A 24,477-nucleotide genomic window follows, 5' to 3' on the forward strand; every position below is an offset into this window, starting at 1 on the left:
CGATAGCAACGTTGTTCATGGCAATGATCTCCGATTAGCCCCCTGTGAAAGCTTAGTGAGCGATCACAGGGGGTGCGGCGGGGGTAGCCATTTCATTAGAGGAGCGGGAGCCAGAAACGCAAAAACCCGCTTTCGCGGGTTTCTGTGAAATTCAAGGTCGCAACCTTGAATTTGAATTGGTGCCCAGAAGAAGACTCGAACTTCCACGACCGTAAGGTCACCAGCACCTGAAGCTGGCGTGTCTACCAATTTCACCATCTGGGCTTCATCTTCAGCGTTGCCGCTGTTGATGTGGCGCACTATACGGACCGCGTTTTGATCTGTAAACCCCTGATTTGATTTTAATAAATCAGTTCTGACAAAACGCTTGTCCAGAATGCAAAAAACCCGCTTTCGCGGGTTTTTTGTGTGAGTCCTGAAACTGATCTAGTCTCAAGCTCGAAATTGGTGCCCAGGAGAAGACTCGAACTTCCACGACCGTAAGGTCACCAGCACCTGAAGCTGGCGTGTCTACCAATTTCACCACCTGGGCAACTCGACAACATGTCTGCGTTGTCGATGGCGCGCACTATACGGAGCGCTTTTTTAACTGTAAACCCCTGTCGCCAAAAAAGATGATTTTTTTTTACCGGCGGTGTTCACAACGCCTGAGAAGCGTCGATACAAGGTGTCATACGGCCTCTATATAGTCCGAAATTTCCCGTTTCATTACGCCTATGCCAAACTAACCCGCATATAGACAAGGTGAAAACTCTCTAATGGCCGATTGGCAGTCCCTCGATCCCGAGGCCGCTCGTGAAGCGGAAAAATATGAAAACCCTATTCCCAGCCGTGAACTGATCCTTCAGCACCTTGCTGATCGAGGTTCGCCTGCTAACCGCGAGCAGTTGGTCGAAGAGTTTGGTCTGACCACAGACGACCAGATCGAAGCCCTGCGTCGTCGCCTGCGCGCCATGGAGCGCGATGCCCAGCTTATTTACACTCGTCGCGGCACTTACGCGCCGGTGGACAAGCTCGACCTGATCCTGGGTCGCATCAGCGGTCATCGCGACGGATTCGGCTTCCTGGTCCCGGACGATGGCAGCGATGACCTGTTCATGAGCCCGGCGCAGATGCGTCTGGTGTTCGACGGTGACCGTGCCCTGGCCCGTGTTTCCGGCCTGGATCGTCGTGGTCGCCGCGAAGGCATGATCGTCGAAGTGGTATCCCGTGCTCATGAAACCATCGTTGGCCGCTACTTCGAAGAGGGCGGCATCGGTTTTGTCGTTGCCGACAATCCGAAGATCCAGCAGGAAGTGCTGGTCACGCCGGGTCGTAACGCCAATGCGCAGATCGGTCAGTTCGTCGAAGTGAAGATCACTCACTGGCCGACGCCACGCTTCCAGCCGCAAGGCGACGTGGTCGAAGTCGTGGGCAACTACATGGCGCCGGGCATGGAAATCGACGTTGCCCTGCGTACCTATGACATTCCTCACGTCTGGCCTGAGGCTGTGCTCAAGGAAGCCGGCAAGCTCAAGCCCGAAGTCGAAGAGAAAGACAAAGAGAAGCGCATCGACCTGCGTCATCTGCCGTTCGTCACCATCGACGGCGAAGATGCGCGCGACTTCGACGATGCGGTCTACTGCGAAGCCCGTCCGGGCAAGCTGCGTCTGTTCTCCGGCGGTTGGAAGCTGTATGTGGCGATTGCCGACGTTTCCAGCTATGTGAAGCTCGGTTCGGCGCTGGATGCCGAAGCGCAGGTCCGCGGCAACTCGGTGTACTTCCCCGAGCGCGTGATCCCGATGCTGCCTGAGCAGTTGTCCAATGGCTTGTGCTCGCTGAATCCGTTGGTCGACCGTCTGGCCATGGTTTGCGAGATGACCATCTCCAAATCCGGCGAGATGACCGATTACTGCTTCTACGAAGCGGTGATCCACTCCCATGCGCGCCTGACCTACAACAAGGTCAGCGCGATGCTGGAAACGCCGAAGGCTGCCGAGGCGCGCAAGCTGCGTGGCGAGTACACCGACGTCGTGCCGCACCTCAAGCAGCTGTACTCGTTGTACAAGGTATTGCTGGCAGCCCGTCATGTGCGTGGCGCGATCGATTTCGAAACCCAGGAAACCCGGATCATCTTCGGTTCCGAGCGCAAGATTGCCGAAATCCGTCCGACTGTGCGTAACGACGCGCACAAGCTGATCGAGGAATGCATGCTGGCGGCCAACGTGGCCACTGCCGAATTCCTGAAAAAGCACGAGATCCCTGCGTTGTACCGCGTTCACGATGGTCCGCCACCGGAGCGCCTGGAAAAGCTGCGCGCCTTCCTCGGCGAGCTCGGCCTGTCCCTGCACAAAGGCAAGGACGGTCCGTCGCCTAAGGACTACCAGGCGTTGCTGGCTGGGATCAAGGATCGTCCGGATTTCCATCTGATCCAGACGGTCATGCTGCGTTCGCTGAGTCAAGCGGTGTACACCTCCGATAACCAGGGCCACTTCGGCCTGAATTACGACGCTTACACCCACTTCACCTCGCCGATCCGTCGTTATCCGGACTTGCTGACGCATCGAGCGATTCGTAGCGTCATCCATTCCAAGCAGAACACCCCGCACGTTCGCCGTGCCGGTGCGATGACCATTCCGAAAGCGCGCATCTATCCGTATGACGAAGCGGCCCTGGAGCAACTCGGCGAGCAGTGCTCGATGAGCGAGCGCCGTGCCGACGAAGCGACCCGTGACGTGGTGAACTGGCTCAAGTGCGAGTTCATGAAGGATCGCGTGGGCGAATCGTTCCCGGGCGTGATCACCGCAGTGACCGGATTTGGTCTGTTCGTCGAGCTGACCGATATTTACGTCGAAGGCCTGGTGCATGTCACCGCGCTGCCGGGTGATTACTATCACTTCGATCCTGTGCATCACCGCCTGGCTGGCGAGCGTACCGGTCGCAGCTTCCGCCTGGGTGACAGCGTGGAAGTGCGGGTCATGCGCGTCGACCTCGACGAACGCAAGATCGACTTCGAGATGGCTGAAAAAACCATCAGCGCACCGATCGGCCGTAAAAAACGCGGCGCCGAAGCGGCAGCGCCTGCGCCTAAAATCGAAGCAGAACCGGCCCCGGCGAAAACCGGTCGTCGTCCTGCCAGGGAAAAGGCTGTAGAAGCCTATCGCCCGAGCGATGCGGCGGCGAAAAACGCCGAAGTGCGCAAAAGCCGCGAAATGAAAAAGGCCTTGCTGGCCGGTGCGAAAAGCGGCGGTAAGGTGGCGTCTGCGGGAAAGACCAGTCGGTCGACGCCTGACAAGGCCGTCGGCGGCAAGCCGGCCAAGCCGAGCAAACATCGTAAAGGCCCGCCAAAAGCGGGCTCGGCTCCAGCCAAGAGCGGCGGGGCACGTAAACCTAAGGCCAAACCATGAGTCAGTTGGAAAAGATCTATGGCGTACACGCTGTAGAAGCATTGTTGCGTCATCACCCGAAACGCGTGAAGCAGATCTGGCTGGCCGAAGGCCGCAATGATCCTCGGGTCCAGACGCTGGTCGAGCTGGCCAACGAAAACCGGATCCAGGTCGGCCAGGCCGAGCGCCGTGAAATGGACGCCTGGGTTGAGGGCGTGCACCAGGGTGTGGTGGCGGAGGTGAGTCCGAGCCAGGTCTGGGGCGAGGCGATGCTCGACGAACTGCTCGATCGTACCGACGGCGCGCCGTTGTTGCTGGTGCTCGACGGCGTGACCGATCCGCACAACCTCGGCGCCTGCCTGCGTTCCGCCGATGCGGCGGGTGCGCTGGCGGTGATCGTGCCGAAGGACAAGTCAGCAACCCTGACTCCGGTCGTGCGAAAAATTGCCTGCGGTGCTGCGGAAGTGATTCCACTGGTTGCCGTGACCAATCTGGCGCGTACCCTGGAAAAGCTCCAGCAGCGTGGTTTGTGGGTTGTCGGTACGGCCGGTGAAGCTGAAGTCAGCCTGTATGATCAGGATCTGACCGGCCCGACCATCCTGGTCATGGGGGCCGAAGGCAAAGGCATGCGTCGCCTGACCCGCGAGCATTGCGACTACCTGGTGAACTTGCCGATGGCCGGTAGCGTCAGCAGTCTCAACGTTTCCGTGGCGACTGGCGTTTGCCTGTTCGAAGCGCAGCGTCAGCGCCGTGTCAAAGCCGCTGCCGCCAAAAAGTCCTGATCTGTTGCAAATCCCCCCTGTAGGAGCGAGCCTGCTCGCGAAAGCGATGTAACATTCAGCATCAATGTTGAATGTTGTGCCCCCTTCGCGAGCAGGCTCGCTCCCACAGTGTCTTGTGGCGGGGCGAAGAGTTGTGGTTGTTCAAATAATCACCAATCACCTTGCGCCTCCCGCGCCCCTTCTCTACAATTGCGCCCCTTGCTGTGATGGCAGGCACCAACGTGTCTAGCGTCCACAAGTCCATAAGTGTCATTCACTCCTTGTCTGACCGCTTTTGAGCGGCAGGCTACAACCCGTAAGGAGCATTCATGCGTCATTACGAAATCATCTTTTTGGTCCACCCGGATCAAAGCGAGCAAGTCGGCGGCATGGTTGAGCGTTACACCAAGCTGATCGAAGAAGACGGCGGCAAAATCCACCGTCTGGAAGATTGGGGCCGTCGTCAACTGGCCTACGCAATCAACAATGTTCACAAGGCTCACTACGTGATGCTGAACGTTGAGTGCACTGGCAAGGCCCTGGCCGAGCTGGAAGACAACTTCCGCTACAACGATGCAGTGATCCGTAACCTGGTCATCCGTCGCGACGAAGCCGTTACCGGCCAGTCCGAGATGCTCAAGGCTGAAGAAAACCGCAGTGAGCGCCGTGAGCGTCGCGACCGTCCTGAGCACGAAGGCGTTGAAAGCGCTGACAGTGATGACAGCGACAACAGCGATAACGCTGACGAGTAATCCACGGACCTTTTAAGGAGCCTATCAAATGGCACGTTTCTTCCGTCGTCGTAAATTCTGCCGCTTCACCGCTGAAGACGTGAAAGAGATCGATTACAAAGATCTCAACACTCTGAAAGCCTACGTATCCGAGACCGGCAAAATTGTTCCAAGCCGCATCACCGGTACCAAAGCTCGTTATCAGCGTCAGCTGGCCACCGCTATCAAGCGCGCCCGCTTCCTGGCCCTGCTGGCCTACACCGACAGCCACGGCCGCTGAGACCGGGCAGTCGACACGTAGCAAAGGATTGAATGCATGCGGGCCATAGCTGAGTTCATCATGCGCGGCCGTATGCAGGCCACTCTGGTAGTGGCTGGATGCGCGGCGATGCCGTTGTTGTATTGGTTGGGTGCTGCCGCCGGATGCCTTGTGCTCCTGCGGCGCGGATTGAGGGACGCCCTGGGCGTTCTTGCTCTGGGACTGCTGCCGGCATTGGCCTGGTGGCTGTACTCCGACGACCCTCGGGCACTTCTGGTGCTGCTGGGGTCTGCGAGCCTTGCGCTGGTTTTGCGCGCAAGCGAGTCCTGGAACCGCGTGCTGCTGGTCAGCATAGCGATGGGGGTGGTGTTTTCAGTGGTGTTGGGGACAGCTTTTGCTCCCCAGATCGAGATGCTGGCGCAGGCTTTGATCAAAGTCATGCCGTCGCTACTCGGTGACGCCTACCAGAAGTTGTCGGTAGACGAACAAGCGCGTTTCGCGTCCCTGATTGCACCGGTCCTGACCGGCCTGATTGCGGCGTTGTTGCAAATCGTCAGCTTGCTGAGCCTGCTTGTCGGGCGTTACTGGCAGGCGTTGTTGTACAACCCGGGCGGTTTTGGTCGCGAGTTTCGCGCCATCCGCTTCCCGCTGTTGCCGGCGATGTTGCTGCTGGCGTGCATGCTTCTGGGGCCGAACATCGGTCCGCAGATGGCCATGTTGACGCCGTTGTGCAGTGTGCCGCTGGTATTCGCCGGGCTGGCCCTGATTCATGGGCTGGTGGCGCAGAAGCGACTGGCCAGGTTCTGGCTGGTGGGGTTGTACGTGACGCTGTTGCTGTTCATGCAACTGGTCTATCCGTTGCTGGTGGTCCTGGCCATCGTCGACAGCCTGATTGATTTTCGCGGTCGTTCGGCACCGAAAGATGCCGATAACGCGAACGGTGAAGGTTAAAAGTTAAGAGGATTTTCACATGCAACTGATCCTTCTGGAAAAAGTCACCAACCTGGGCAACCTGGGTGACAAAGTGAACGTTAAGGCTGGTTACGGTCGTAACTACCTGCTGCCGTACGGCAAAGCTACCGCTGCGACCCCAGCCAACCTGGCTGCGTTCGAAGAGCGTCGCGCCGAGCTGGAAAAAGCTGCAGCAGATCGCAAAGCATCGGCTGAAAGCCGCGCTGCCCAACTGGCCGAGCTGGAAGTGACCATCACTGCCACCGCTGGCGACGAAGGCAAGCTGTTCGGTTCGATCGGTACTCACGACATCGCTGACGCACTGACCGCCTCTGGCGTTGAAGTGCAGAAGAGCGAAGTTCGTCTGCCGAACGGCACCATCCGCAGCGTAGGCGAATTCGACGTAGCCGTGCACCTGCACGCCGAAGTTGAAGCCACCGTACGCGTTGTCGTGGTAGCAGCTTAAGCAGCACCTGTCGGCTGGCACCCTCGGGTGCTTGCCGGTAACATCGGGCACGATCCTGTTTACAGGTCGTGCCCTTTGTCTTTCTGGCATCCCAGTTTCCAAACCTGATTCCAAGTGGCCATGAACGAAATTTCCGCTCCCGAGCAATACGATCTGCAAACCGCCGCGCTGAAGGTGCCGCCGCATTCCATCGAGGCCGAGCAGGCCGTGCTCGGTGGTCTGATGCTGGACAACAACGCCTGGGAACGCGTGCTCGATCAAGTCTCCGACGGCGATTTCTATCGGCATGACCACCGCCTGATTTTCCGTGCGATCGCCAAACTGGCCGATCAGAACATGCCGATCGACGTCGTGACCCTGTCCGAGCAACTGGACAAGGAAGGTCAGACTTCGCAAGTCGGCGGCCTTGGCTACCTTGGTGAACTGGCGAAAAACACGCCGTCCGTCGCCAACATCAAGGCCTATGCGCAGATCGTTCGCCAGCGTGCGACTTTGCGCCAGTTGATCGGCATCAGCACCGAAATCGCCGACAGCGCCTTCAACCCTGAAGGGCGTACGGCTGAAGAGATCCTCGATGAAGCTGAACGGCAGATCTTCCAGATCGCCGAGGCCCGGCCAAAAACCGGTGGCCCGGTGGGCGTGAACGAACTGCTGACCAAAGCCATCGACCGTATCGACACCCTGTTCAACACCGACAACTCCATTACCGGCCTGTCCACCGGCTACACCGACCTCGACGAGAAGACCAGCGGTCTGCAACCGGCGGACCTGATCATCGTCGCCGGCCGTCCGTCCATGGGTAAAACCACCTTTGCGATGAACCTGGTGGAAAACGCCGTGTTGCGCAGTGACAAGGCCGTCCTGGTTTACTCCCTCGAGATGCCAGGTGAATCGCTGATCATGCGTATGTTGTCTTCCCTGGGGCGCATCGACCAGACCAAGGTGCGTTCCGGCCAGCTGGAGGATGACGACTGGCCGCGCCTGACCTCGGCGGTCAACCTGCTGAACGACCGCAAGCTGTTCATCGACGATACCGCGGGCATCAGCCCGTCGGAGATGCGCGCCCGGACCCGACGTCTGGTGCGTGAGCATGGCGATATCGCCCTGATCATGATCGACTACCTGCAACTGATGCAGATCCCGGGTTCCAGCGGTGACAACCGGACCAACGAGATCTCCGAGATCTCCCGGTCCCTGAAAGCCCTGGCCAAGGAATTCAACTGCCCGGTGGTGGCGCTCTCGCAGCTCAACCGCTCCCTGGAGCAGCGGCCGAACAAGCGCCCGGTGAACTCCGACTTGCGGGAATCCGGAGCGATCGAGCAGGACGCCGACGTGATCATGTTCGTGTATCGCGACGAGGTGTATCACCCGGAAACCGAACACAAGGGCATTGCCGAGATCATCATCGGCAAGCAGCGTAACGGCCCGATCGGCTTTATCCGCCTGGCGTTCATCGGCAAGTACACCCGATTCGAGAACCTGGCGCCGGGCAGCTACAACTTCGACGACGACGAGTGATTTGTAGCGTCTGAGCTGGCCTCTTCGCGAGCAGGCTCGCTCCCACAGGATTGGTGTGATCCCTTGTGGGAGCGAGCCTGCTCGCGAATGGGGTTTCACCAATTTCCGACCATGGCCGTCGGAATTGGTCAAAATTTGTGCTATATTCCGCGCCCGCGAAATTCAATGAAAGCCAACACCGGTTATCGACATGCAAGCAGCCAAGCCGTTATTTGACTATCCCAAGTACTGGGCCGAATGTTTCGGGCCAGCGCCGTTCCTGCCCATGAGCAGGGAGGAGATGGATCAGCTCGGCTGGGATTCCTGCGACATCATCATCGTCACAGGCGATGCATACGTCGATCACCCGTCGTTCGGCATGGCGATCATCGGCCGGCTGCTGGAGTCCCAGGGCTTCCGCGTCGGGATCATTGCCCAGCCGAACTGGCAATCCAAGGACGACTTCATGAAGCTTGGCGAGCCGAACCTGTTCTTCGGTGTCGCGGCCGGCAACATGGACTCGATGATCAACCGCTACACCGCCGACAAAAAAATCCGTTCCGACGATGCCTACACGCCGGGCGGCCTGGCCGGCAAGCGTCCGGACCGCGCCAGCCTGGTTTACAGCCAGCGCTGCAAGGAAGCCTACAAGCACGTACCGATCGTGCTTGGTGGCATCGAGGCGTCCCTGCGCCGCATCGCCCACTACGACTACTGGCAGGACCGTGTGCGCAACTCGATCCTGATCGACGCCAGCGCCGACATCCTGCTCTACGGCAACGCCGAGCGGGCTATCGTCGAGGTCGCCCAGCGCCTGTCCTACGGTCACAAGATCGAAGACATCACTGACGTGCGCGGCACCGCGTTCATCCGTCGCGACACGCCGCAAGGCTGGTACGAAGTCGACTCCACGCGCATCGATCGTCCGGGCAAGATCGACAAGATCATCAACCCCTACGTCAACACCCAGGACACCGCCGCCTGCGCCATCGAGCAGGAAAAAGGTGCGACTGTTTCAAGTGCAGAGGATCCGCAGGAAGCCAAGGTCGTGCAGATCCTGGCCAGCCCGAAGATGACGCGCGACAAGACTGTGATCCGTCTGCCGTCGGTGGAAAAAGTCCGCAACGATGCGGTGCTCTACGCCCACGCCAACCGCGTGTTGCACCTGGAAACCAACCCGGGCAACGCCCGTGCGCTGGTACAGAAGCATGGCGAAGTCGACGTCTGGTTCAACCCGCCACCGATTCCGATGACCACCGAAGAAATGGACTACGTGTTCGGCATGCCTTACCAGCGCATTCCGCACCCGGCGTACGGCAAGGAAAAGATCCCGGCCTACGAGATGATCCGTTTCTCGGTGAACATCATGCGTGGCTGCTTCGGCGGCTGCACCTTCTGTTCGATCACCGAGCACGAAGGCCGCATTATCCAGAACCGTTCCGAAGAGTCGATCATTCGCGAGATCGAAGAAATTCGTGACAAGGTGCCTGGTTTTACCGGCGTGATCTCCGACCTCGGTGGCCCGACCGCGAACATGTATCGCATCGCCTGCAAGAGCCCGGAAATCGAATCCGCGTGCCGCAAGCCATCGTGTGTGTTCCCTGGCATCTGCCCGAACCTGAATACCGACCACTCGTCGCTGATCCAGCTGTACCGCAGTGCCCGTGCCTTGCCGGGTGTGAAGAAGATCCTGATCGCGTCCGGGCTGCGCTACGACCTGGCGGTCGAGTCGCCGGAGTACGTCAAGGAGCTGGTGACCCACCACGTCGGCGGTTACCTGAAGATCGCCCCGGAGCACACCGAGGAAGGTCCGCTCAACCAGATGATGAAACCGGGCATCGGCACCTATGACCGCTTCAAGCGCATGTTCGAGAAGTTTTCGAAGGAAGCGGGCAAAGAGCAGTACCTGATTCCGTACTTCATCGCCGCCCACCCGGGCACTACCGACGAAGACATGATGAACCTGGCCCTGTGGCTCAAGGGCAACGGCTTCCGTGCCGACCAGGTGCAGGCGTTCTATCCGTCGCCGATGGCCAGCGCCACCGCGATGTACCACTCGGGCAAGAACCCGCTGCGCAAGGTCACCTACAAGAGCGACGGCGTGACCATCGTCAAGAGCGAAGAGCAGCGTCGCCTGCACAAGGCGTTCTTGCGTTATCACGACCCGAAAGGCTGGCCGATGCTGCGTGAGGCCCTGACCCGCATGGGCCGCGCCGACCTGATCGGGCCGGGCAAGAACCAGTTGATCCCGCTGCACCAGCCGTCGACCGATAGCTACCAGAGCGCCCGTCGCAAGAACTCGACACCGGCCGGCAGCCATAAAGTGGCCAAGGAAAAGACCACCAAAATCCTCACCCAGCACACTGGCCTTCCACCCCGTGCCAGCGATGGTGGCAATCCGTGGGACAAGCGTGAACAGGCCAAGGCGGCGGCATTTGCCCGCAACCAGCAAGCGGCCAAGGAGCGCAAGGAAGCAGCCAAGGGCAAGGGGCCAAAGCCGGCTCGCAAGCCGGTGGTACCGCGTTAAGGCTCACTTGCGCTGAACAGAACGCCAACCTTCGGGTTGGCGTTTTTCATTTCCGGGTAACTGAAATTCCATTGTGGCGAGGGAGCTTGTTCGCGAAGAACCCGAGAGTGCTTCGGTGTCCTCAGGCGTCGGGCGCAGGGTCTTTCGGTGCATCAGCAGCATCTTCTGCCGCCACTTCACCTTCAGGGTTCAGTGCCGCTTGTTCAGCCGTAGCTTTCTTGCGCTGAAGCTTTTCCTCTTTCTTCTGCTCCTTGGCCAAGTCTCGCTGACGTTTGGCGAAGGAATAATTGGGTTTGGCCATGGGCGATCCTCTGGGGTCGAAGGTGAGGTTGAGCGGCGCATGTGCTGCCCTGCATCGGAGTCGAGCCGTTAGCTGGGTTTTTGCTCGGCCCATTTTGGCGTTACGGACGGTTGCCAGGCATCCAGGGCATCGAGCAGGGCTTGCGGCGATTCGCTCACTTGCAGCATGTCACGGTGCTGCCCGCGAACGAAGCCTTCGCCGACGATGTGATCGAGAAAAGACGTCAATTTGCTGTAGAAGCCGTTCACTTCCAGCAAGCCCAGCGGTTTGCCGTGGTAGCCGAGCTGGCCCCAGGTCCAGACTTCGAACAGTTCTTCCAGGGTGCCAAGGCCGCCAGGCAGCGCGATAAAGGCATCACTGAGCTCGGCCATCCGGGCCTTGCGCGCGTGCATGCCATCGACGACTTCCAGGCGAGTCAGGCCGCTGTGGCCGATTTCCTTGTCCTTGAGGCTTTGCGGGATGATGCCGATCACTTCACCGCCGGCCGCCAGGGCTGCGTCGGCGACGATTCCCATCAGGCCCACGGCGCCGCCGCCATAAACGAGGGTCAGCTTGCGCTCGGCCAGAGCCCGGCCAAGGGCAACGGCGGCTTCGCGGTAAGCCGGGTTGGTGCCGGTGCTGGCACCACAAAATACACAAACAGATGTTAAAGACATGCCTTGCTCCTTGGTCGATCAGGGCCACAGAGTAAAGGCAGGCGCACGGTACTCCAAGGGCTAGACTTGATGTTCCCGGGTTTCGTACGTACCGCTGGCGCCGCAAGCGTAGGCGGCCAGCAAACTGCACAACAGACTGTTGATCGACATGACAGGCGTTCCTTCTGATGGGGGACGGCCTGATGATAAGCCCGGACCAGACACTTGGCCGGTAGATTGTTTACATCGGGCTTATAGCCCGAAAGTTGTATACAATTTTTGATTCAAGTCATATGAACTTGCGAAGTTTTCAGGCAGTCTTCTGTTCATTCGCAATTTCGTTAACCCTGCCTTGGAGATTCACCATGTTTGCCAAACTCGCTGCGGTATCCCTGTTGACACTGGCCAGCAGCCAACTGATGGCTGCCGAGTGCAAGACCACCATTGACTCCACCGATCAAATGGCCTTCAGCACCAAGGCCATAGAAATCGACAAGAGCTGCAAGACCTTTACCGTCGAACTGACCCACTCCGGCAGCCTGCCGAAAAATGTCATGGGCCATAACTTTGTACTGAGCAAAGAAGCCGACATGCAGCCGATCGCCACCGACGGCCTGAGCGCCGGCATCGACAAGAACTACCTGAAGGAAGGCGACGCCCGCGTGATCGCCCACACCAAGATCATCGGCGCCAAGGAAACCGACTCGGTGACCTTCGATGTGTCCAAGCTGGATGCCGCTGAAAAATATGGTTTCTTCTGCTCTTTCCCGGGCCACATCTCGATGATGAAAGGCACCGTGACCCTGAAGTAATCAGGCATACCGCGTCATCGTTCTTCGCGAGCAGGCTCGCTCCCACAATGGATCGCGGTCTAATTGTGGGAACGAGCCTGCTCGCGAAGGGGCCAGAAGCATCACCGCATGCTTTGGCCAAAGAAAAGCCCGCTGAAGCTCAACACTTCAGCGGGCTTTTTCATTCACTCACGCTTCAAGGCGCAAACGGCATCACGCGCTTGTGATGGGTCTTGTTGTAGGTGTCGCAAATGATCTTGAACGCTTCCTCGCGCACCGGATTGCCGTGCAGGAAGGCGTCGATCTCGGCATAAGTCACGCCGTGGGAGGCTTCGTCCGGTTTGCCGGGCGACAGGTCTTCGAGGTCGGCGGTCGGGACTTTCTCCACCAGTGACTCCGGCGCGCCGAAGCTGCGGGCGATGGCGCGGACCTGGTTTTTCACCAGGCCACTCAGTGGTGCCAGGTCGCAGGCGCCGTCACCGAACTTGGTGAAGAAACCCATCACCGCTTCCGCCGCGTGATCGGTGCCGATCACCAGGCCATGTGCCGCGCCGGCGATGGTGTATTGGGCGACCATGCGCATGCGCGCCTTGGTGTTGCCGAGCACGAAATCCACCGACACCGCATGTTTGCCTTCGAAAGCCGCCACTTCATTGGCCAGGGCCTTGACCGCCGGACCGATGTTCACGGTGTGGCGCTCGTCCGGTTTGATGAAATCCACCGACGCCTGGGCGTCGTGCTCATCGAACTGGGTTTCGTAGGGCAGGCGCACGGCGATGAATTTGTAGGCGGCATCACCGCTGCGCTGACGCAGTTCACGGACGGCGCGCTGGGCCATCAGGCCGGCGGTCAGGGAGTCGACGCCGCCGCTGATGCCCAATACCAGTGTCTTGAGGCCGGAATTGACCAGGCAGTCCTGTATGAAAGTCACCCGTCGGGCGACTTCGGCCTCGAGGGCGGCTTCGTCGGCGAATGGCGGCTGGACCTTGAGCTGTTCAGCAATCTCACGCTGTACGGCTTGCATGAATTCACTCCTTGCTTGATGTACTTGAAAGGGCGGCAGGAACCTGGAAAACGTGTCGCAAGTAAGCGACGAAATTCGGGTCTTTGCAGTGCGTCTTGCCTGGCTCGTCGGAGACCTTCGCCACCGGCTGACCGTTGCAGGCGGTCATTTTAAGCACGATGCTCATCGGTTCGACACCTGGAATATCACAGGTCAGGTTGGTGCCGATGCCGAAGCTGACATTGATCCGACCGCGCAGCGCCCGGAATATCTCCAGGGCCTTGGGCAGGGTCAGGCTGTCGGAGAAGGTCAGCGTCTTGCTCATCGGGTCGATGCCGAGCTTGTGATAGTGGGCGATGGCTTTTTCCGCCCACAGCACCGGATCGCCTGAATCGTGGCGCAAACCGTCGAAAAGCTTGGCGAAAAACAGATCGAAATCGCCGAGGAAGGCATCCATGGTGATGCAGTCCGTCAGGGCAATCCCCAGCAGGCCACGGTATTCGCGAACCCAGCAATCGAGTGCGGCAATCTGGCTGTCAATCAGCCGCGGGCCGAGTTGCTGGTGCGCCATGATCCATTCGTGGGCCATGGTGCCCAGGGGCTTCATGTCCAGTTCCCGGGACAGATGCACGTTGCTGGTGCCGACGAAGCGTCCGGGGAAATCGTGCTTGAGCACGTTCACCACTTCTTCCTGCACACGATACGAGAAGCGACGGCGCGTGCCGAAATCGGCCACCTGCAAATCGGACAATTCATCACTGCTGGCGTTGGCGCTCAGCCAGTCAAACTTGCGGTAGAGCTGCTCACGGACCCGCTCCAGCGCGACTTCGCGGTAGCGATAGCGGTTGCGCACTTCGCTGACCAGTGCCAGCAGCGGTACTTCGAACAGGATCACATGCAGCCAGGGGCCCCGCAGGCGGATAGACAGTTCGCCGTTTTCGATACCGGTGTGGATGTAGCGCAGGTTGAAGCGAAACAACCCGAGAAAACGCAGAAAATCCGGCTTCAGGAAGCTGATGCGCTCCAGAAAGCTCAACTGGTCTGCGCTCAGGCTCAGTTCGGCCAGGCGCTCGATCTGGAAACGTATTTCTGCCAGGTAGGGGCGCAAGTCCTCGCCGTTACGACAACGAAACTCCCATTCGACTTCGACGTTCGGGTAGTTGTGCAGGACCGCCTGCATCATCGTCAGTTTGTAGAAGTCGGTGTCGAGCAGGTTCTGCACGATACGATCGGCAAACATACTCTCGCTCATAACGGGGGTCTCCAGCGTTGCAGCGATATTGATCAATGGCGCTAGTGGCGCATATCAGGGGGCTGGATAGCCAGCGATTTCTTGGATCACTCTAGATCCCTGTGGGAGCGTCCTTAAATTTGTGACATTTCCGGGCTATCGATCTGCTCCAGCATCCACTTCACGAAGTCCCGCACTTTCGGCACTTCCGCCGAATGCTCCGGGTAGGCCAGGTAATAGGCGTCATTGCTGGGCATTGCATGCTGCCAGGGAATGACCAGCTTGCCGTCGGCCAATTCTTCTTCCACCAGAAACCGTGGCAACAATGCCACGCCGCAGCCGACCTGGGCGGCGCGGATGCACATGTAAAAGGTTTCGAAGCGTGGGCCGTGGTAGCTGTGCTCGGTGTGATAGCCCTGGTGGTCGAACCAGTCATGCCAGGCCTGGGGGCGGGAAGCGTTTTGCAGCAGGACCAGGTCAGTCAGTTGCGTCGGATCGGTAAACGGCGTGTCCGGCAGGCTGCCGGGGGCGCATACCGGCACCAACTCTTCGCCGAAAAGCTTCAGGCACTCGGTACCGGGCCGCGAGCCTTGGCCGAAGTAGAATGCCAGGTCGCTGCGACCTTGCAGCAGATCGTCGGCTTCCTGCTCGCTGCACAGGTCCAGATGGATCGAAGGATGCCGCAGGCGCCAGCCTTTGAGCCGCGGCACCAGCCAGCGCGCGCCGAAGGTCGGCGGTGTCGAGACGCGCAGGACTTCGGTTTCACCGCCGTAGGAACGCAGGTAATGGGTCGACATCTCGACTTGCGTGAGGATTTTTCGCACCTCAACCAGGTACAGATCGCCGGCCGGTGTCATCTGCAGGCGTCGGCGCACCCGGCGAAACAGCAGGTGCTGCAACAGTTCTTCGAGTTGCGCGACCTGTTTGCTCACGGCACTTTGGGTCAGGTTCAGCTCTTCGGCGGCCCGGGTGAAGCTCAAGTGCCGGGTGACGGCCTCGAAACACTGCAGTGCAGCGATCGATGGCAAGTAGCGTTTATTCAGCATGGGCGGTCCTTGGTTCTTGTTTCTTTATTGCCAGCAATGCACAGCATGAATAAACGGAATGATATCTCTCTTAAAGGTCGTTTGTTGAGTAACCTCCGGGCAGCTAAAACTACAGGCCTGATCAGCCGTGAATTTCCGGCTGCACGTGTTCTGTCTTTTGCTTGAGGAGTGACCCATGGTTGCCGCATTGCTTGATCGTCTAGGTGTGAACCCGGCCCTGTACCAGAACGGCAAAGTGCCGGTGCACTCGCCGATCGATGGCAGCAGGATCGCCGCCGTGAACTGGGAGGGCGCGGCTGAAGTCGAGCAGCACATCAGTCGCGCAGATCATGCGTTCGAACTGTGGCGCAAGGTCCCGGCACCGCGCCGTGGCGAGTTGGTGCGGCAACTGGGTGACATCCTGCGTGAATACAAGGCCGACCTCGGCGAGCTGGTGTCCTGGGAGGCCGGCAAGATCACCCAGGAAGGCCTGGGTGAAGTTCAGGAAATGATCGACATCTGCGACTTCGCCGTCGGCCTGTCGCGTCAGTTGTACGGTTTGACCATCGCCTCCGAGCGTCCTGGCCACCACATGCGCGAAACCTGGCATCCGCTGGGCGTTGTCGGCGTGATCAGTGCGTTCAACTTCCCGGTCGCGGTCTGGGCCTGGAACGCCACGCTGGCGCTGGTCTGCGGCAATCCGGTGATCTGGAAACCGTCGGAAAAGACGCCGTTGACCGCACTGGCTTGCCAGGCATTGTTCGATCGCGTGCTGAAGAACTTCAGCGATGCGCCGCCACACCTGAGCCAGGTGATTATTGGCGGTCGCGATGCTGGCGAAGCCCTGGTCGATGATCCGCGTGTCGCACTGGTCAGCGCCACCGGCAGCACCCGCATGGGCCGTGAAGTGGCACCGAAAATCGCCGCACGTTTCGCTCGCAGCATTCTCGAACTGGGCGGAAACAACGCGATGATCCTTGGCCCAAGCGCCGACCTGGACATGGCCGTTCGCGCGATCCTGTTCAGCGCCGTCGGCACTGCCGGTCAGCGTTGCACCACCCTGCGTCGCCTGATCGCCCATGAATCGGTGAAAGAAGAAATCGTCACCCGCCTGAAAGCCGCGTACTCGAAAGTCCGTATCGGCCATCCGCTGGAAGGCAACCTGGTCGGCCCGCTGATCGACAAGCAAAGCTTCGACAACATGCAGGACGCGCTGGAACAGGCCCTGAGCGAAGGCGGGCGGGTGTTTGGCGGTGAGCGGCAACTGGAAGACAAGTTCCCGAATGCCTACTACGTGTCGCCGGCGATCGTCGAAATGCCGGAGCAGAGCGACGTGGTGTGCCACGAAACTTTCGCCCCAATACTGTATGTGGTCGGTTACAGCGATTTCCAGGAGGCCCTGCGCCTGAACAACGCAGTGCCACAAGGCCTGTCCTCGTGCATCTTCACCACCGACGTGCGTGAAGCCGAGCAGTTCATGTCGGCGGTGGGGAGCGACTGCGGCATCGCCAACGTCAACATCGGCCCGAGCGGTGCGGAAATCGGTGGTGCATTCGGTGGCGAGAAAGAAACCGGCGGCGGTCGTGAGTCCGGCTCCGATGCGTGGCGCGGCTACATGCGTCGCCAGACCAACACCGTGAACTATTCGCTGGAATTGCCGTTGGCGCAGGGCATTACGTTCGATTAAGCAGCTTCGAGCTTCAAGCTACAAGCTTCAAGCAAACTGGCTTGCAGCTTGTAGCTTGTGGCTCGTAGCTGCTCCAACAGGAGCTACCAATGCCGTTACGCGAAGAGTGTCTGTGGGAAAAACTGACGCCGCAAAGGCCGGACAATTCGGCCCTCAAGGGTGAGGTCACGGTGGATGTCTGCGTGATCGGCGCCGGGTTTACCGGTTTGTCGGCGGCGGTGCATTTGCTGGAACAGGGTAAGACAGTCTGTGTGCTGGAAGCCCATCGTGCAGGTCACGGCGGCTCAGGGCGCAACGTCGGATTGGTCAACGCCGGGATGTGGATTCCCCCGGACGAGATCGAAGCCGGTTTTGGCACGCAAGTCGGCAGTCAGCTCAACCGCATGCTGGGTGCGGCGCCATCCCTGGTGTTCAGCCTTGTGGACAAATACAACATCGATTGCCAGTTACGCCGCGAAGGGACGCTGCACATGGCGCACAACGCCCGTGGCGAAGCCGATTTGCGCAGTCGTGAAGAACAATGGAAGCGACGCGGCGCTCCAGTGGAGTTGCTTACCGGTCAGGCCTGCGAGAAAGCCACCGGCACGAAAAAGATCGCCGCCGCGTTGCTCGATCGCCGTGCCGGCACGCTCAACCCGATGGCCTACACCACGGGGCTGGCCAAAGCGGCCATCGGCCTGGGCGGTCAGTTATTCGATCATTCCCCGGTCACCCGGCTCGAACGTCAGGGTCAGCGCTGGTCGGTGCAAACCGCCCAGGGTTCGGTCATGGCCGAGAAGGTGGTGATTGCCTCCAATGCCTACACCGAGGGTGACTGGACGGAGTTGCGGCGCAATTTCTTCCCTGGTTACTACTACCAGGTAGCCTCGGTCCCGCTGACCGAAGAGGCCGCCCGGCAAATTCTTCCCGGTGGCCAGGGATCCTGGGATACCCGTCAGGTTCTGAGCAGCATCCGTCGGGACAAGGACGGAAGGTTGTTGCTGGGCAGTCTCGGTAATGGCAATCAGAAACCGGCCTGGTTTCTCAAGGCCTGGGCCGACCGCGTGCAACAGCACTATTTCCCCTACCTCAAGCCGGTGGAGTGGGAGTGCACCTGGACCGGTCGCATCGCCTTCACCCCCGATCATTTGATGCGCCTGTTCGAACCGGCGCCCGGTTTAGTGGCGGTTACCGGTTACAACGGTCGGGGCGTGACCACGGGAACGGTGGTCGGCAAGGCCTTTGCCGATTACCTGTGTAACGGAAATCCTCAAGCGCTACCGATTCCTTTTGCACCCATGCAGCCATTGACCGGGGCGGGATTGCGCAGTTGTCTGTATGAGGCGGGATTCTCGCTGTATCACGCGGGCCAGTGCCTGCGGATCGTGATCTGAAGGTTGATTTTTGCCGTGGGAAGCGGCGCTTTTTCGATCTGCAGCTAGCCTGTAGTGGTGCGGGTTGTAGCAGTCCCGCACCAGCAGTGTGCACTTCGGTGACGCACGTTGTTACAGGCTGGTTGCACGTCGTTTAAAGCCGCGGTTGCAATGATGGCGCAGCAGGGTTGCGCCTCAAAAAAATAATGGTTTCACCTTCCGCGGTTTAGACGGTTGCACGCCCAATGAAAATGGGCCCGAAACAGTCGAAATAACAAGAAAGCAGCGACTTTTTTCAGAATAAAAAACCGATGGCACGGCCCTTGCTCTGAGCATTCAGTGAAGTCGCAGTGCCAATTAAAAAAACCATGGAGCACCACCTCATGTCCCAGACGTTTTACAAGAAAGGCTTTCTGGCCCTCGCAGTGGCAACTGCGCTGGGTGTTTCTGCGTTTGCTCAGGCTGACATCAAGATCGGCGTAGCGGGACCAATGACGGGCGCCAACGCGGCATTTGGCGAACAGTACATGAAGGGTGCACAGGCGGCGGCCGATGCGGTCAACGCAGCAGGCGGCGTGAACGGGGAAAAAATCGTACTGGTCAAGGGCGATGACGCCTGCGAACCGAAACAGGCTGTGACGGTCGCCAAGGACCTGACCAACCAGAAAGTCGCCGGCGTGGTCGGCCACTTCTGCTCTTCCTCGACCATCCCGGCCTCCGAGATCTATGACGAAGCGGGCATCATCGCCATCACTCCAGGCTCTACCAACCCGGCCGTTACCGAGCGCGGCCTGAGCGCCATGTTCCGTATGTGCGGTCGTGACGACCAGCAGGGCATCGTGGCCGGTGACTACATCGTCGACGTGCTCAAGGGCAAGAAAGTCGTCGTGCTGCACGACAAGGACACCTATGGCCAGGGCCTGGCTGATGCCACCAAGGCTCAACTTGAAAAACGCGGCGTGAAGCCAGTGTTGTATGAAGGCCTGACCCGCGGCGAGAAAGACTTCAGCGCCGTCGTGACCAAGATCCGTGCGGCCGGTGCCGACGTGGTCTACTTCGGTGGCCTGCACCCGGAGGCTGGCCCACTGGTTAAACAACTGCGCACCGAAGGCCTCAAGGACGTGAAGTTCATGTCCGACGACGGCATCGTGACCGACGAACTGGTCACCACCGCTGGCGGCCCGCAATACACCGACGGTGTACTGATGACCTTCGGCGCAGACCCACGCCTGCTGCCAGACAGCAAGACCGTGGTAGACGCCTTCCGCAAGGCCGGTACCGAGCCTGAAGGCTACACCCTGTATGCCTACGCCTCGGTGCAGACCCTGGCAGCAGCTTTCAACGGCGCCAAGTCCAACAAGGGCGAGGACGCTGCCGCATGGCTGAAGAAGAACCCGGTCAAGACCGTCATGGGCGAGAAGACCTGGGACAGCAAGGGCGACCTGAAAGTGTCCGACTACGTGGTTTACCAGTGGGACAAGGACGGCAAATACCACCAGCTGGAAAAACAGAAGTAAGGGCTGACGCGATCGGCTGATCCCACGGTTCTCCTGTAGGAGCGAGCCTGCTCGCGATGACGGACTGACAGGCAACACATTCGTTGAATGTTCAACCGCTATCGCGAGCAGGCTCGCCCCTACAGGGGGGCGGTGTGGGCCGGGCCGATCGTGACTGACATTGCTCCTGCGTACATCTGTATTTTCCTAGAAGAACCGCATGCCCGGGGTGTGCAGGTTCTCACTGCGTGAGATTGCGTTATGGATGGTATTTTCCTGCAGCAACTGGTCAACGGCCTGACCCTCGGGTCGGTCTATGGCCTGATCGCCATCGGCTACACAATGGTCTATGGCATCATTGGCATGATCAACTTCGCCCACGGCGAGGTTTACATGATTTCCGCTTACCTCGCGGCAATCAGTCTGGCACTGCTGGCTTACTTCGGTATTGAATCCTTCCCTCTTCTGATGCTCGGCACACTGGTGTTCACCATTGTCGTCACCGGGGTCTATGGCTGGGTCATCGAACGCATCGCCTACAAACCCCTGCGTAACTCCACCCGACTGGCACCGCTGATCAGCGCCATCGGTATCTCGCTGATCCTGCAGAACTATGCCCAGATCTCCCAGGGTGCCCGCCAACAGGGTGTTCCGACCCTGCTGACTGGCGCATGGCGTATCGATGTAGGCACTGGCTTCGTCCAGCTCACCTACACCAAGGTCTTCATCCTGGTTGCCGCGTTCGTCGGCATGGCTGCACTGACCTACATCATCAAGTACACCAAGCTCGGCCGCATGTGCCGTGCAACCCAGCAAGACCGCAAGATGGCCTCGATCCTGGGGATCAACACCGACCGGGTGATTTCCTACGTGTTCATCATCGGTGCAGCGATGGCGGCCCTGGCCGGTGTGCTGATCACCATGAACTACGGCACGTTCGACTTCTACGCGGGCTTCGTCATCGGCATCAAGGCCTTCACTGCCGCGGTACTCGGCGGGATCGGCTCGCTGCCTGGCGCCATGCTCGGCGGGATCATCCTCGGGATTTCCGAGTCGCTGTTCTCAGGCCTGGTCAACTCGGACTACAAAGACGTATTCAGCTTCTCGCTGCTGGTACTCGTTCTGGTCTTTCGGCCTCAAGGCCTGCTTGGCCGTCCTCTTGTGTCGAAGGTGTAAGCGATGTCTTCAACCACTAAAAAAACCATTGATCTCAAAAAAAGCCTGGTTGATGCGATTCTTTCCGGCCTCGTTGCCCTGATCGTGTTCGGGCCGATCGTCGGCGTTGTGCTCGATGGCTACGGCTTCAACCTGGAATCGTCGCGGGTAGCCTGGATCATTGCCATCGTCATGGCTGGTCGCTTTGCCCTGAGCACGTTCCTGCAGACCCCCAAGGGCCTGCGAATCCTCGAAGGTTTCGAAAGCCCCGGCTCCGGGGTACACGTGTTGCCACCCGACTACAAATCGCGCCTGCGCTGGATCATCCCGCTGATGATCGTCATCGCCGTGGTGCTGCCGTTTTTCTCCAACTCGTACCTGCTGGGCGTGGTCATCCTCGGGCTGATCTACGTGCTGCTGGGCCTGGGGTTGAACATCGTGGTCGGCCTGGCCGGTCTGCTCGACCTGGGTTACGTGGCGTTCTACGCCATCGGTGCCTATGGCCTGGCGCTCGGCTATCAATACCTGGGGCTGGGTTTCTGGACGGTGTTGCCACTGGCGGCGATCACCGCTGGCCTCGCCGGTTGCATCCTCGGTTTCCCGGTACTGCGTCTGCACGGCGACTACCTGGCGATCGTGACCCTGGGCTTCGGTGAAATCATTCGCCTGATCCTCAACAACTGGCTGTCCCTGACCGGCGGCCCGAACGGCATGCCGGCGCCATTGCCGACCTTCTTCGGCCTGGAGTTCGGCAAGCGGGCCAAGGACGGCGGAGTTCCCTTCCATGAGTTCTTCGGCATCGCCTACAACCCCGACGTGAAGTACTACTTCATCTACGCGGTGTTGTTCATGGTTGTGCTGGCCGTGCTGTACATCAAGCACCGCCTGACCCGCATGCCGGTCGGCCGAGCCTGGGAAGCGCTGCGCGAAGATGAAATCGCCTGCCGCTCCATGGGCCTGAACCACGTGCTGGTCAAACTCTCGGCGTTCACCATCGGTGCTTCGACGGCGGGTCTGGCCGGTGTGTTCTTCGCCACCTACCAGGGCTTCGTCAACCCGACCTCGTTCACCTTCTTCGAATCGGCACTGATCCTCGCCATCGTGGTACTGGGCGGCATGGGGTCGACCATAGGCGTTGTTATCGCCGCGTTCGTGTTGACCGTGGCCCCGGAACTGCTGCGTGGCTTCGCCGAATACCGCGTCCTGCTGTTCGGCATGCTGATGGTGTTGATGATGATCTGGCGACCGCGCGGACTGATTCGGATCAGCCGTACCGGTGTGACCCCGCGTAAAGGAGTAGCGCCATGAGCGAAGTCGTACTCAGTGTCGAAAAACTGATGATGCACTTCGGCGGCATCAAGGCGTTGAACGATGTCAGCCTGAAGGTCAAGCGCAACTCGATCTTCGCTTTGATCGGCCCCAACGGTGCCGGCAAGACCACCGTGTTCAACTGTCTGACCGGGTTCTACAAGGCCTCCGGCGGCAAGATCGAACTCAACTTGCGTGGCCAGAAGACCAACGTCATCAAGCTGCTGGGCGAATCCTTCAAACCGACGGATTTCGTCTCGCCGAAAACCTTCGCCAGCCGCCTGTATTACAAGGCGTTCGGTGGCACCCACCTGGTCAACCGGGCGGGCCTGGCGCGAACCTTCCAGAACATTCGCCTGTTCAGGGAAATGTCTGTGCTGGAAAACCTGCTGGTGGCCCAGCACATGTGGGTCAATCGCAACATGCTGGCGGGCATCCTCAACACCAAGGGCTATCGCAAGGCTGAAAGCGATGCGCTGGACCATGCGTTCTACTGGCTGGAAGTGGTGGACCTGGTGGACTGCGCCAACCGTCTGGCCGGTGAACTGTCCTACGGCCAGCAACGCCGCCTGGAAATCGCCCGGGCCATGTGTACCCGTCCGCAGGTCATCTGCCTCGACGAACCGGCCGCCGGCCTCAACCCTCAGGAAACCGAAGCGCTGAGCGCGATGATCCGGCTGCTGCGTGACGAGCACGATCTGACCGTGGTGCTGATCGAACACGACATGGGCATGGTTATGAGTATCTCCGACCACATCGTGGTGCTGGACCACGGCGTTGTCATCGCCGAGGGCGGTCCCGACGATATCCGCAACGATCCGAAAGTGATCGCCGCTTACCTGGGCGCGGACGAAGAGGAGCTCGTATGAAGAACGGTGCCATCCTCGAACTCAAGGAACTGGACGTGTTTTACGGGCCGATCCAGGCCCTGAAGAAAGTCTCGCTGCACATCAACGAAGGGGAAACCGTCAGCCTGATCGGCTCCAACGGCGCCGGCAAGTCGACCTTGCTGATGTCGATCTTCGGCCAGCCACGGGCAGCGGACGGGCAGATCCTTTACCAGGGCGTGGACATTACCCACAAGTCGTCCCACTACATCGCCTCCAACGGCATCGCGCAATCGCCGGAAGGGCGGCGGGTATTTCCCGACATGACCGTCGAGGAAAACCTGCTGATGGGCACCATCCCTATCGGTGACAAGTACGCCAAGGAGGACATGCAACGCATGTTCGAGCTGTTCCCTCGGCTCGAAGAGCGGCGCACCCAGCGGGCGATGACCATGTCCGGCGGCGAGCAGCAAATGCTCGCCATCGCCCGGGCGCTGATGAGTCGACCCAAGTTGTTGCTGCTCGATGAGCCGAGCCTGGGCCTGGCGCCGATCGTGGTGAAGCAGATCTTTGCGACCCTGCGGGAGCTGGCCAAGACCGGCATGACCATCTTCCTGGTGGAGCAGAACGCCAACCACGCACTGCGGTTGTCGGACCGGGCGTACGTGATGGTCAACGGCGAAATCCGCATGACCGGCAGCGGCAAGGAGCTGTTGGTCAACGAGGATGTGCGTAACGCGTACCTCGGCGGGCACTGAGTTCCAGCGGTTATGCACAAGCCCCGGCGCGCAATCGCCGGGGCTTTTTCTTATCCCGAACACCACGCCTCCTGTAGGAGCGAGCATGCTCGCGATGGAGGCCCGAACAACGCGGGCATCCAGACTGCCCGCGTTATCGTTGACGACCATCGCGAGCATGCTCGCTCCTACAGGGGGGATTCAGGAATTTGTGGAAAACAATATTCCCAAGCGCCCGAAGTGCGACATAAAACCGCTTCAAATAGTTGTTTTGTCACGGTTTTGACTTGTCCCCGTTTGCTGTGGAGCCGGCTGTGCATAACGTGGGAGTAGCTGGCTGGAGGCCTTTTAAACCGAGGTCTGCAGAGGTGT

At 59.6% G+C, this 24,477-nt stretch carries 21 protein-coding genes and 2 tRNA genes; 16 read left to right on the forward strand and 7 right to left on the reverse strand.

The window, feature by feature from the left end; all coding sequences use genetic code 11:
• Positions 1-177: 177 nt before the first annotated feature.
• A tRNA-Leu gene (locus tag CAG47_RS21760) sits at positions 178-264 on the reverse strand.
• Positions 265-445: 181 nt separating this feature from the next.
• Positions 446-532, reverse strand: a tRNA-Leu gene (locus CAG47_RS21765).
• A gap of 226 nt (positions 533-758) precedes the next feature.
• On the opposite strand from CAG47_RS21765, the gene rnr reads away from it, so the two are divergent.
• The 8 genes from rnr (at position 759) to CAG47_RS21805 (ending at position 10,557) form a co-directional block, all read left to right on the forward strand.
• Complete coding sequence (gene rnr / locus CAG47_RS21770) at positions 759-3,386, forward strand: ribonuclease R (protein ID WP_085727267.1); 2,628 nt, start codon at positions 759-761, stop codon at positions 3,384-3,386.
• Positions 3,383-4,147: a 23S rRNA (guanosine(2251)-2'-O)-methyltransferase RlmB gene (gene rlmB / locus CAG47_RS21775; protein ID WP_085727269.1), complete on the forward strand. Its 765-nt coding sequence runs from the start codon at positions 3,383-3,385 to the stop codon at positions 4,145-4,147. Before rnr ends, rlmB begins: the two co-directional genes overlap by 4 nt.
• Positions 4,148-4,455: 308 nt before the next feature.
• Positions 4,456-4,878: a 30S ribosomal protein S6 gene (gene rpsF, locus CAG47_RS21780; protein WP_007973274.1), complete on the forward strand. Its 423-nt coding sequence runs from the start codon at positions 4,456-4,458 to the stop codon at positions 4,876-4,878.
• A 28-nt stretch (positions 4,879-4,906) separates the two neighbouring features.
• Positions 4,907-5,137, forward strand: coding sequence for a 30S ribosomal protein S18 (gene rpsR / locus CAG47_RS21785; RefSeq protein ID WP_002551829.1), 231 nt, complete (start codon positions 4,907-4,909; stop codon positions 5,135-5,137).
• A gap of 36 nt (positions 5,138-5,173) precedes the next feature.
• Complete coding sequence (locus tag CAG47_RS21790) at positions 5,174-6,067, forward strand: hypothetical protein (protein WP_085727271.1); 894 nt, start codon at positions 5,174-5,176, stop codon at positions 6,065-6,067.
• Between the two features lie 19 nt (positions 6,068-6,086).
• Complete coding sequence (rplI, locus tag CAG47_RS21795; RefSeq protein ID WP_085727273.1) at positions 6,087-6,533, forward strand: 50S ribosomal protein L9; 447 nt, start codon at positions 6,087-6,089, stop codon at positions 6,531-6,533.
• 120 nt (positions 6,534-6,653) lie between these two features.
• Complete coding sequence (dnaB, locus tag CAG47_RS21800) at positions 6,654-8,051, forward strand: replicative DNA helicase (RefSeq protein ID WP_085727275.1); 1,398 nt, start codon at positions 6,654-6,656, stop codon at positions 8,049-8,051.
• A 190-nt stretch (positions 8,052-8,241) separates the two neighbouring features.
• Positions 8,242-10,557, forward strand: coding sequence for a YgiQ family radical SAM protein (locus CAG47_RS21805; RefSeq protein ID WP_085727277.1), 2,316 nt, complete (start codon positions 8,242-8,244; stop codon positions 10,555-10,557).
• Positions 10,558-10,678: 121 nt separating this feature from the next.
• Here CAG47_RS21805 and CAG47_RS21810 read toward each other — a convergent pair whose 3' ends face one another.
• Positions 10,679-10,858: a hypothetical protein gene (locus CAG47_RS21810; protein ID WP_085727279.1), complete on the reverse strand. Its 180-nt coding sequence runs from the start codon at positions 10,856-10,858 to the stop codon at positions 10,679-10,681.
• A gap of 68 nt (positions 10,859-10,926) precedes the next feature.
• Positions 10,927-11,514, reverse strand: a complete 588-nt coding sequence (locus CAG47_RS21815; RefSeq protein WP_085727281.1) for a TIGR00730 family Rossman fold protein — start codon at positions 11,512-11,514, stop codon at positions 10,927-10,929.
• A gap of 344 nt (positions 11,515-11,858) precedes the next feature.
• Here CAG47_RS21815 and azu point away from each other — a divergent pair, with 344 nt between their 5' ends.
• Positions 11,859-12,305: an azurin gene (gene azu / locus CAG47_RS21820; protein WP_085727283.1), complete on the forward strand. Its 447-nt coding sequence runs from the start codon at positions 11,859-11,861 to the stop codon at positions 12,303-12,305.
• A gap of 175 nt (positions 12,306-12,480) precedes the next feature.
• On the opposite strand, the gene nadE is transcribed toward azu, so the two are convergent.
• The 3 genes from nadE to CAG47_RS21835 form a co-directional block, all read right to left on the reverse strand.
• On the reverse strand, positions 12,481-13,308 hold the full coding sequence (nadE, locus tag CAG47_RS21825) for an ammonia-dependent NAD(+) synthetase (protein WP_085727285.1): 828 nt from the start codon (positions 13,306-13,308) through the stop codon (positions 12,481-12,483).
• 4 nt (positions 13,309-13,312) lie between these two features.
• Positions 13,313-14,539, reverse strand: coding sequence for a nicotinate phosphoribosyltransferase (gene pncB, locus CAG47_RS21830; RefSeq protein ID WP_085727287.1), 1,227 nt, complete (start codon positions 14,537-14,539; stop codon positions 13,313-13,315).
• A gap of 113 nt (positions 14,540-14,652) precedes the next feature.
• On the reverse strand, positions 14,653-15,564 hold the full coding sequence (locus tag CAG47_RS21835) for a LysR family transcriptional regulator (protein ID WP_085727289.1): 912 nt from the start codon (positions 15,562-15,564) through the stop codon (positions 14,653-14,655).
• A gap of 175 nt (positions 15,565-15,739) precedes the next feature.
• On the opposite strand from CAG47_RS21835, the gene CAG47_RS21840 reads away from it, so the two are divergent.
• From CAG47_RS21840 to CAG47_RS21870, 7 genes are all read left to right on the forward strand, one after another.
• The gene (locus tag CAG47_RS21840; RefSeq protein ID WP_085727291.1) at positions 15,740-17,230 is read left to right on the forward strand and encodes an aldehyde dehydrogenase family protein; all 1,491 of its coding nucleotides are present in this window, start codon (positions 15,740-15,742) and stop codon (positions 17,228-17,230) included.
• A gap of 89 nt (positions 17,231-17,319) precedes the next feature.
• Positions 17,320-18,603 (forward strand): FAD-binding oxidoreductase, encoded by a 1,284-nt coding sequence (locus CAG47_RS21845; RefSeq protein WP_085727293.1) that lies wholly within the window; start codon positions 17,320-17,322, stop codon positions 18,601-18,603.
• A 362-nt stretch (positions 18,604-18,965) separates the two neighbouring features.
• The gene (locus CAG47_RS21850) at positions 18,966-20,099 is read left to right on the forward strand and encodes an ABC transporter substrate-binding protein (RefSeq protein WP_085727296.1); all 1,134 of its coding nucleotides are present in this window, start codon (positions 18,966-18,968) and stop codon (positions 20,097-20,099) included.
• Positions 20,100-20,339: 240 nt separating this feature from the next.
• Entirely contained in the window at positions 20,340-21,254 is a 915-nt protein-coding gene (locus CAG47_RS21855) for a branched-chain amino acid ABC transporter permease LivH (protein ID WP_085727298.1), read from the forward strand.
• A gap of 3 nt (positions 21,255-21,257) precedes the next feature.
• Entirely contained in the window at positions 21,258-22,541 is a 1,284-nt protein-coding gene (gene livM / locus CAG47_RS21860; protein ID WP_085727300.1) for a high-affinity branched-chain amino acid ABC transporter permease LivM, read from the forward strand.
• Positions 22,538-23,410 carry an ABC transporter ATP-binding protein gene (locus CAG47_RS21865; RefSeq protein WP_085727302.1) on the forward strand — a complete coding sequence of 291 codons (873 nt, stop codon included), beginning with the start codon at positions 22,538-22,540 and terminating at the stop codon, positions 23,408-23,410. Before livM ends, CAG47_RS21865 begins: the two co-directional genes overlap by 4 nt.
• Positions 23,407-24,126, forward strand: a complete 720-nt coding sequence (locus CAG47_RS21870) for an ABC transporter ATP-binding protein (RefSeq protein WP_085727304.1) — start codon at positions 23,407-23,409, stop codon at positions 24,124-24,126. The genes CAG47_RS21865 and CAG47_RS21870 overlap by 4 nt, the downstream gene beginning before the upstream one ends.
• Positions 24,127-24,477 lie beyond the last annotated feature (351 nt).

It is taken from the genome of Pseudomonas sp. R37(2017) (genome assembly GCF_002113375.1).
Classification (GTDB): Bacteria; Pseudomonadota; Gammaproteobacteria; order Pseudomonadales; family Pseudomonadaceae; genus Aquipseudomonas.